8 protein-coding genes and 1 tRNA gene are annotated in these 8,363 nt (G+C 69.2%); 6 read left to right on the top strand and 3 right to left on the bottom strand.

The genetic code is table 11. The features are described 5' to 3' along the window. On the bottom strand, window positions 1-3,777 hold a 3,777-nt coding region (locus tag GXZ33_RS06535), incomplete at its 3' end, for a DEAD/DEAH box helicase (protein WP_291340043.1). A gap of 34 nt (window positions 3,778-3,811) precedes the next feature. On the opposite strand from GXZ33_RS06535, the gene GXZ33_RS06530 reads away from it, so the two are divergent. From GXZ33_RS06530 to GXZ33_RS06515, 4 genes are read left to right on the top strand one after another with little or no spacing between them, the layout of a single operon-like run. After that, the gene (locus tag GXZ33_RS06530) at window positions 3,812-4,570 is read left to right on the top strand and encodes a 3'(2'),5'-bisphosphate nucleotidase CysQ (RefSeq protein WP_291340042.1); all 759 of its coding nucleotides are present in this window, start codon (window positions 3,812-3,814) and stop codon (window positions 4,568-4,570) included. A 36-nt stretch (window positions 4,571-4,606) separates the two neighbouring features. Further along, complete coding sequence (locus GXZ33_RS06525) at window positions 4,607-5,413, top strand: thymidylate synthase (RefSeq protein ID WP_291340041.1); 807 nt, start codon at window positions 4,607-4,609, stop codon at window positions 5,411-5,413. Between the two features lie 5 nt (window positions 5,414-5,418). Further along, the gene (locus tag GXZ33_RS06520) at window positions 5,419-5,952 is read left to right on the top strand and encodes a dihydrofolate reductase (RefSeq protein WP_291340044.1); all 534 of its coding nucleotides are present in this window, start codon (window positions 5,419-5,421) and stop codon (window positions 5,950-5,952) included. Window position 5,953: 1 nt separating this feature from the next. Beyond that, window positions 5,954-6,208 (top strand): mycoredoxin, encoded by a 255-nt coding sequence (locus GXZ33_RS06515; protein WP_291340040.1) that lies wholly within the window; start codon window positions 5,954-5,956, stop codon window positions 6,206-6,208. A gap of 9 nt (window positions 6,209-6,217) precedes the next feature. Here GXZ33_RS06515 and GXZ33_RS06510 read toward each other — a convergent pair whose 3' ends face one another. Further along, on the bottom strand, window positions 6,218-6,496 hold the full coding sequence (locus GXZ33_RS06510) for a hypothetical protein (protein ID WP_291340039.1): 279 nt from the start codon (window positions 6,494-6,496) through the stop codon (window positions 6,218-6,220). A gap of 127 nt (window positions 6,497-6,623) precedes the next feature. On the opposite strand from GXZ33_RS06510, the gene GXZ33_RS06505 reads away from it, so the two are divergent. Further along, window positions 6,624-6,696, top strand: a tRNA-Arg gene (locus GXZ33_RS06505). A gap of 146 nt (window positions 6,697-6,842) precedes the next feature. After that, window positions 6,843-7,694, top strand: coding sequence for a DUF1906 domain-containing protein (locus tag GXZ33_RS06500; protein WP_291340038.1), 852 nt, complete (start codon window positions 6,843-6,845; stop codon window positions 7,692-7,694). Here GXZ33_RS06500 and GXZ33_RS06495 read toward each other — a convergent pair. Beyond that, window positions 7,663-8,363: hypothetical protein (locus GXZ33_RS06495; protein ID WP_291340037.1), on the bottom strand; the 701-nt coding region annotated here is incomplete at its 5' end. The two genes, GXZ33_RS06500 and GXZ33_RS06495, sit on opposite strands and share 32 nt — an antisense overlap.

Raw genomic sequence — 8,363 nt, 5'->3', positions numbered from 1 at the left:
GTCGGGACTGACGAGCCCGGCGTCGACGAGCCCCCAGATCGCCTCCCGCAGTTCGGCGGTGGTGACCACCTGGGTGAGTTCCCGCTGCAGGTCCGCGAAGAGGAAGCCACCTCCCCGGCGGAGCACGTCCATGACCTGCTCCTGGATGAAGGTCAGCCCCTCCGCCTCCACCCGGGGCACGAGGTCCGCGGCGAGGTCGGCGGGCAGGAGCATGATCCACGGGTCGCGGGCGGCGGCGGTGCCGGCCCCGACGATGAGGATCTCGCCGTTGGCGGTGAGCTCGTCGAGGTGCAGCGGGTCGTAGTCGCGCACGCGGGAGGGCAGGACGAGGGACTCCCAGGCGCTGGCGGGCAGCCGCACCCCGGCGAGCTGTTCGAGGACGTTGAACACGCCGTCCGCGCCCCGCAGGGGGCCGTCGATCTGGTGCCAGTCGACGAGGAAGCGCGCGTAGGTGGCGCCGATGACGGGGCGGGTGGCGGCGCGGGCGGCGGCGAGTGAGCGGCGGCGGATGACGGAGAGGACCTCTGCCGCGCAGTACTCCTGCTCATCGACGCCCTGACGGAAGTGGCCGTCGATGAGGCGGGCGTCGGCAAGCAGGGGTTGCAGGGCGGTGTGGGCGGCGCTGACGGCGAGCCCGAAGGCGTCGGCGAGGTCGCGGAGGACGAAGGGGCCGCGCGTGCGCACCCACCGGGAGACGAGCTGGTCGAGGGCGTCGACGATGGTCTCCACCTGCGCGGGCACGCCGGGTGGGACGGGGATGCCCAGTCCGTCGCGCAGCAGCGGAGCGTCGAGGGTCTGCGCGAGGTGCGGGCGGCCGCCGATGCGGACCTCCATGACGCGGTCGCCGAGGCTGTCCCACGGGACCGGGATCTCGTCGAGGGGCAGCGGGCCGAGGCGGCGCAGGGCGTCGGCGAGTTCCTCCGGGGTGCGTGGGGGGCGGCGCAGCTGGTCGTGGACCTCGGTGATGATCTCCGGGTCGAGCAGTTCCCGCAGCTCCACGGTGCCGAGCAGCTTGGCCAGCAGCGCCGGGTCGAGGGCCAGGGCGGCGGCGCGTTTCTCCGCCAGCGGGCTGTCACCCTCGTACATGAACGCGCCGGTGTAGTTGAACAGCAGCGAGGACGCGAAGGGGCTGGGCTGGTCGGTGGTGACCTCGGTGATGCGGGTCCGGCGGGTCGCCAGGTCGCGGCACACCTCGACGAGGGCGGGCAGGTCGTAGACGTCCTGGAGGCACTCGCGGACGGTCTCCAGGATGATGGGGAAGCTGGGGTATTTCCGGGCGACGTCGAGAAGCTGGGCCGCCCGTTGGCGCTGCTGCCACAGGGGTGCGCGCTTGCCGGGGTGGCGGCGTGGCAGGAGGAGGGCGCGGGCGGCGCACTCGCGGAAGCGGGAGGCGAACAGCGCAGAGTTGCCGACCTGCTCGGTGACCAGGTCGGTGATGTCGTCGGCGTCGAAGAGGAACAGGGAGGCGTCGGGGTCGGCCTCGCCCTCGGGCAGGCGCAGGACGATGCCGTCGTCGCCGGCGACGGCCTGGGCGTCCATGCCGGTGCGTTCGGCGATCCGGGCCCCGACGGCCAGGGCCCAGGCTGCGTTGACCCCGCGGCCGTAGGGTGCGTGCAGCACCACCCGCCAGTCCCCCAGTTCATCGCGGAAACGCTCGAGGACCAGGGTCTTCTCGTCGGGGACCACGCCGGTGGCCTCCTCCTGCTCCGCGAGGAAGGCGATGAGGTTGTCGCGGGCGTGGTCGTCGAGGTCGCGGATGTGGGAGGGGTCGGCGTGGACGTCGCGTCGGTAGGCGCCCAGGGCGCGGCCCAGTTCGTAGGGGCGGCCGGCGGCGTCGCCGGTCCAGAAGGGCAGGCGCCCGGTGTGGCCCGGCGCGGGGCTGACGAGCACCTGGTCGCGGGTGATGTCCTCGATGCGCCAGCTGGAGGCGCCGAGGGTGAACACGTCGCCGACGCGGGACTCGTAGACCATCTCCTCGTCGAGTTCACCGACGCGGCGTGGCGCCCCCTCCCCGCCGACGAGGAAGACGCCGAACATCCCGCGGTCCGGGATGGTGCCGCCGGAGATCACGGCCACGCGTTGGGCACCGGGGCGGGCGCTCAGAAGCCCTGTGACCCGGTCGAAGATCACCCGCGGCCGCAGCTCCGCGAAGTCCGTCGAGGGGTACACGCCGCTGACCAGGTCGATGACGGCGTCGAAGACGTCGCGCGCCAGGTCCCGGTAGGGGCGGGCGCGGCGGACGGTGGCGTACCACTCCTCCACGTCGAGGTCCCGGCCCCGCAGCGACTCCGCGGCGACGGCCGCGACGGTCTGCTGGGCGAGCACGTCGAGAGGGTTGGCGGGGACGTGGAGCTCCTCGATGAGGCCCTCCCGCATCCGCGCGACCGTCACCGCCGCCTGCACCAGGTCGGAGCGGTGTTTCGGGTAGAAGGAGCCGTGGCTGACGGCGCCGACGGAGTGCCCGGCGCGGCCGACGCGCTGCAGGCCGGAGGCCACCGACGGCGGGGACTCGACCTGCACGACCAGTTCCACCGCCCCCATGTCGATGCCCAGCTCCAGGGAACTGGTCGCCACGACGGCCCGCAGCGAGCCCTCCTTGAGCATCTGCTCGGTGAGCGCGCGTTCATCCTTGGACACGGAGCCGTGGTGGGCGCGTGCGATGACCGGTGGGGCCGCCCCGGCGGTGTCGATGGACTTCATCACCTGCGCCGGGTCACGCCGCAGCGGCGGGGACAGGGAATCCGGGTCATGCTCCAGGGCGTGGAGTTCGTTGAGGCGGCTGGTGAGGCGTTCGGCGGTGCGTCGTGAGTTGACGAACACCAGCGTCGAGCGGTGCTCCATGACCTGCGCGTAGACGTCCTGCTCGATGTACGGCCAGATGGACTTCTGCTGCGGCAGCGCCGACTCGACGGGTCCGGCGGGGGTCTCCGGCGCGCTGAGGCCCAGCCGGTCGTCGATGGTGGCCTCCCCGATCGTGGAGCCCATCTCCGGGACGGGCAGGTCGGACATGTCCTCGACGCCGACGTGCACGCCGAGCTCCCATTCCTTGGAGGCGGGCGGGGCGATGATCTCCACGGGGCGGTCGCCGCCGAGGAAGTCGGCCACCGTCGTGAGGGGGCGGACGGTGGCGGAGAGGCCGATGCGCTGGAACCCGCCGGTCAGCCGCGCGAGCCGCTCGAGGCTGAGCGCCAGGTGCACGCCGCGTTTCGTGCCGGCGAGGGCGTGGATCTCGTCGATGATGACCGTCTCCACGCTCTGCAGGACGCCGGCGGCCTTCGACGTGAGCATGAGGTACGCCGACTCGGGCGTCGTGATGAGGATGTCCGGCGGCCGACGCACCTGCCGTGCCCGTTCCGCCTGCGGGGTGTCGCCGGAGCGCACGCCGACGGTGATGTCGGGCACATCCAGCCCGAGGCGCTGCGCCACCCGTGAGATACCGGTCAGCGGCGCGCGCAGGTTGTTCTCCACGTCCACGCCCAGTGCCTTGAGGGGTGAGATGTAGAGCACCTTCACGCCGCGGTCGTCACTGCTTTCCGACGCCCCCGTGTCCCCCACCACCGGCAACGCCAGCTGACCCTCCCGTTCCACCAGGTTGTTCAGCGCCCAGAGGAAGGCGGCGAGGGTCTTGCCGGAGCCGGTCGGGGCGACGACGAGTGCGTGGTCCCCGTCGGAGATGGCCTCCCAGGCGGCCTCCTGAACGGGGGTGGGGGCCGCGAAGACCTCCTCGAACCAGGTGGCCACCTGCGGGCGGAACCGATCGAGGATGCTTCTGGTCATGCCCAACTCTAACCCGCGCGGTATTGTTTTCTGCATGACTGCTCATCTCGAAGATGCCCGACTCACCCGCCTGATCGCACAGGGAACGGGAGAGATCCTCAAGGGTGTCCGCAATGTCGGTGCCCTGCGTGGCCGGAGTCTCGGTGACGCAGGCGATGATCTGGCCCAGAACTGGATCGCCCGGGTGCTCGAGCAGCACCGTCCGGATGACGGCTTCCTCTCCGAGGAGATGGCGGACAACCCCTCCCGCCTGGAGAAGGACCGTGTCTGGATCGTCGATCCGCTCGACGGCACCAAGGAGTTCGCCACCGGTCGTCAGGACTGGGCCGTGCACGTCGCCCTCGTGGAGAACGGCTTCCCCTCCCACGCGGCCGTGGGTCTGCCGGACCTGGGTGTCGTGTTCAGCAGCGATGAGGCCCGTGCGGTGACCGGTCCCTTCTCCCGCAAGATCGCGATCTCGCACAACCGCCCGCCGGCGGTGGCCATGCGCATCGCCGACCGCCTGGGTTTCCAGACCGCCGCGATCGGCTCCGCCGGTGCCAAGGCCATGCACGTCCTGCTGGGTGACTACGACGCCTACGTCCACGCCGGTGGCCAGTACGAGTGGGACTCCGCGGCGCCGGTGGGTGTCGCCACGGCGGCGGGTCTGCACTGCTCGCGGCTGGACGGCTCGGCGCTGACGTACAACAACAAGGACACCTACATGCCGGACATCGTCATCTGCCGTCCGGAGCTCAAGGACGAGATCCTCGCCCTGGCCGCCGAGTACTTCCGGGACAACGGGCACTACTAGTATCCCGCGCGCGGTGGGGTGGGTATCGTGGCCTCCATGAGCGCTTCGATTTCCACTCCCTACGAGGACCTCCTGCGGGAGATCCTCGACGAGGGGGCCCCGAAGGGTGACCGCACCGGTACCGGCACCCTCAGTGTGTTCGGCCGTCAGCTGCGTTATGACCTGGCGGACTCGTTCCCGCTGCTCACGACGAAGAAGGTGCACCTGCACTCCGTCGTCGGTGAGCTGTTGTGGTTCCTGCGCGGCGACTCCAACGTGAGGTGGCTGCAGGAGAACAACATCCGCATCTGGAACGAGTGGGCTGATGAGGACGGTGAGCTGGGTCCCGTCTACGGTGTGCAGTGGCGTTCCTGGCCCACGCCGGACGGGTCGCACGTCGACCAGATCGAGCAGGCGCTGACCACGTTGCGGGAGAATCCGGATTCGCGTCGGAACGTGGTGTCCGCGTGGAACGTCTCGGAGCTCGATGAGATGGCGCTGCTCCCCTGCCACCTGCTGTTCCAGCTCTATGTCGTCGACGGGAAGCTGTCGTTGCAGGTCTACCAGCGTTCGGCGGACATGTTCCTGGGTGTGCCCTTCAACATCGCCTCCTACGCGCTGCTGGCGCACATGTTCGCGCAGCAGGCGGGCCTGGAGGTCGGGGAGCTGATCTGGACGGGCGGTGACTGCCACATCTACAACGACCACCTCAACCAGGTGCGTGAGCAGCTCTCCCGTGAGCCGCGCCCGTATCCGCAGCTCAACCTGCGTAAGGCCGCGGGTATCACGGAGTACACCTTCGAGGATGTCGAGGTCGTGGGCTATGACCCGCACCCGGTGATCAGGGGCAGGGTCTCCGTCTGATGCCTGTGCTGGGCGCCATCTGGGCGCAGTCCCTCGACGGCATCATCGGCGACGGTGCCGGCATGCCCTGGCATGTGCCGGAGGATCTCGCGCATTTCCGTGAGGTCACCAGCGGTCACCCCGTCATCATGGGACGTCGTACGTGGTTGAGCTTGCCGGAGCGGTTCCGTCCGTTGCCGCAGCGGGAGAACCTCATCCTCAGCACCCGCTCCCCCGGCGACTGGTCCGCCGGCGGCACGGTGGTCTCCGAGATCCCGCTTATCGACGCACCCGAGGCATGGATCATGGGCGGCGGCCAGGTGTACGCCGCGACGATCGAGGACTGTGACGTCCTCGAGGTGACCCTCATGGGGGTGCAGCTGGGTGATGCGTTGGGTGATAGGGCCGTCTTCGCCCCCACGATCCCCCACAACTTCGGGCTGGTGTCCGACACCGACTGGCTCGTGTCCGACAATGGACGTCTGATCCTGGACGACCAGCCCAGTGATCTTCCCCTGCGCTACCGTTTCCTGCGGTACGAGAGAAAGGAAGCCGCCTGACATGGCCGAGAATCACGTGACGATCTACGCGACGACCTGGTGCCCCTACTGCATCAACCTGCAGAAGCGCCTCGACCGCACCGAGACCCCCTATGAGCTCATCGACGTCGAACTCGACGCCGATGCCGCCGCCTGGGTCGAGTCGGTCAACGACGGCAACCGCGTCGTGCCGACCGTGAAGTACTCTGACGGCACGCACGCCACCAACCCGGAGGCCTCCGCGGTGCGCCGCAAGCTCGAGGAGCTCACGGCCTAGAGGGAGCGGCTAGTCCTCGTCCTCTTCGCCGAAGAGGGCGACCATGTCCTCCGGGGACAGGGAGGCGTTGAGGCCGGCCAGCTCCAGGGAGTAGACCTGCTTGAGGTAGTGCTCGAGAACGTCGGAAAGCTGCTTGGCGTCGACCTTGTTGAGCAGCAGCAGTCGCTTCGAGGAGCCGCCCGGCACCTGCTTGTCGATGGACAGCACCGGGACACCATCCTTGGTCACGATCTCGGCGACGATGTCCCGTCGCTGGACGTCGATGAAGGTCGGCTGGTTCTGGGCCACGGCGTGGTCCTTTCTGACAGGAATAATGTGTTCCCTCCCAGGATAGTTGGCCCGCCCCGGTTTCCGACATTTCCCCCTGGTGCGGTACCCTCACCTTTGGTGAACGTCACGTTCCCCGCCCATTTCTGCCCCTGTAGCTCAGTGGATAGAGCACCGCTCTCCTAAAGCGGGTGTCGGAGGTTCGATTCCTCTCAGGGGCGCCGAAACGGCCCTGGTCTGCGGTTGCAGGCCGGGGCCTTCTGCGTGCCGGAGACATGGATTCCCCCACCCACCTGTTGCTAGTGTGGCGGATGTTATCAGCGTGATTATCGTGGTCACTCTGCCCAGCTCACCCCGGGAGTTTCCCATGTCCTCCACCATGAACCGGCGCGGTTTCCTCCGTGCCTCCGCACTCGCCCTGGCCGCCGGTGCGGTCGGTACCGCCGCCACGGCCCCGCAGGCAGCCGCCCAGGGGCGCATCCTGGGCACCGTCATCGATTATGCGGCCGGAGTACCTTCCGCCGCCTCCATCCGGGCAGCGGGCCACCTGGGTGCCGTGCGCTACGTCTCCCAGCGCCGCCCGGGAACCGAGAGCTGGATGGTCGGCAAGCCCGTCACCCTCGTGGAGACCGTCTCCCTGGCCCAGCACAACCTGCATACCGCCTCGGTGTACCAGTTCGGCCGCGCGGAGACCGCTGACTGGCTCCGGGGCGCCGCCGGCGTTCTGGAGCACGCCCCGCAGGCCATCGCCCTGCACGTCGCCGCCGGCGGGCCGACCGGCCGCCCGATCTACATCGCCATCGACGACGACCCGACCCGCGCCCAGTACGAGAACCAGATCCGCCCCTACCTGCGGGCCTTCAGCGCGGCGCTGCAGGCGGCGGGCTACCAGACGGGCGTGTACGGCAACTACCACGTCGTCGAGTGGTGCACGCAGGACGGCATCGGTGAGTTCTTCTGGATGCACGACTGGGGCTCCGGCGGAAGGATCCACCCGCGCACCACGATCCACCAGCTGCCCCAGAGCCAGCAGCGGGTCATCGACGGTGTCACCGTGGACATCAACCACGTCTACGCCACTGACTGGGGCCAGTGGATCCCGCACGTTCCTCACGTGCCGGTCCCGCCCGCTCCCCCGGCGACTCCGGAGGTCCCGGCACCGTCCACGGACCAGCTGACCCAGCTGCTCAATCTGCTGCGGACGGCGTCGAGCCTCTAGCCTCCTCCACCTCGTCGGTGAGCTGGAACTCGACGAGGTCGGTGAGTTCGTCGGCGCTGCCGGTGACGGCGGCCGCCACGACGAAGTTCTCCCCGAAGGACACGGAGGAGTGCAGGTCCTTCTTGTCCGACCATCCCCACTTGGTGCCGATCACCCCGGGCAGCACCGAGGTCCCGAAGTCCTGTCCGTAGCCGTCGGCGGCGATGGGGGTCGCCTCCGCCATGGCCACCAGGATCGGGTGCGTGGGGTCCTCCTCCAGCAGCTGCGCGATGAAGTTCACCGCGTCATAGGTGGATGTCACCGAGAAGCCCCACCGGTCCGCGGCCCGCGTGGACAGCAGCCCGTACTTCTTCGCCACGACGTCGATGGAGTCCGGGTACTTCCGGTACAGCACCCCCGCCGACTTGTCGTCCGAGGAGCTGATCATGTTGATCGCCTCGTACTGCTCGACCAGGGTGCCGTGCTCGATGACGTATTCCGCGATGTAGAGCTTGATCAGGCTCAGTGCCGGCCGCGCGAATCGCTCCGTGGCGGTGCCGGTGCGTTTCCCGTCCGAGATGCGGTAGAAGCTCACCTGGGAGCCCGTGGAGTTCTCCACGAATGACTCGAGGTCCGGTCCGTCGACGGTGACGGACCGGACCTGCTGCTTGTCGACGGCGGAGGCCCCGG

Origin of the sequence: Corynebacterium sp. (assembly GCF_012838985.1) — a bacterium.
In the GTDB taxonomy this organism is placed as follows: Bacteria; Actinomycetota; Actinomycetes; order Mycobacteriales; family Mycobacteriaceae; genus Corynebacterium.
The sequence above is the reverse complement of the archived record's forward strand: the minus strand, read 5'-3'. Positions and strand labels throughout refer to the sequence as shown.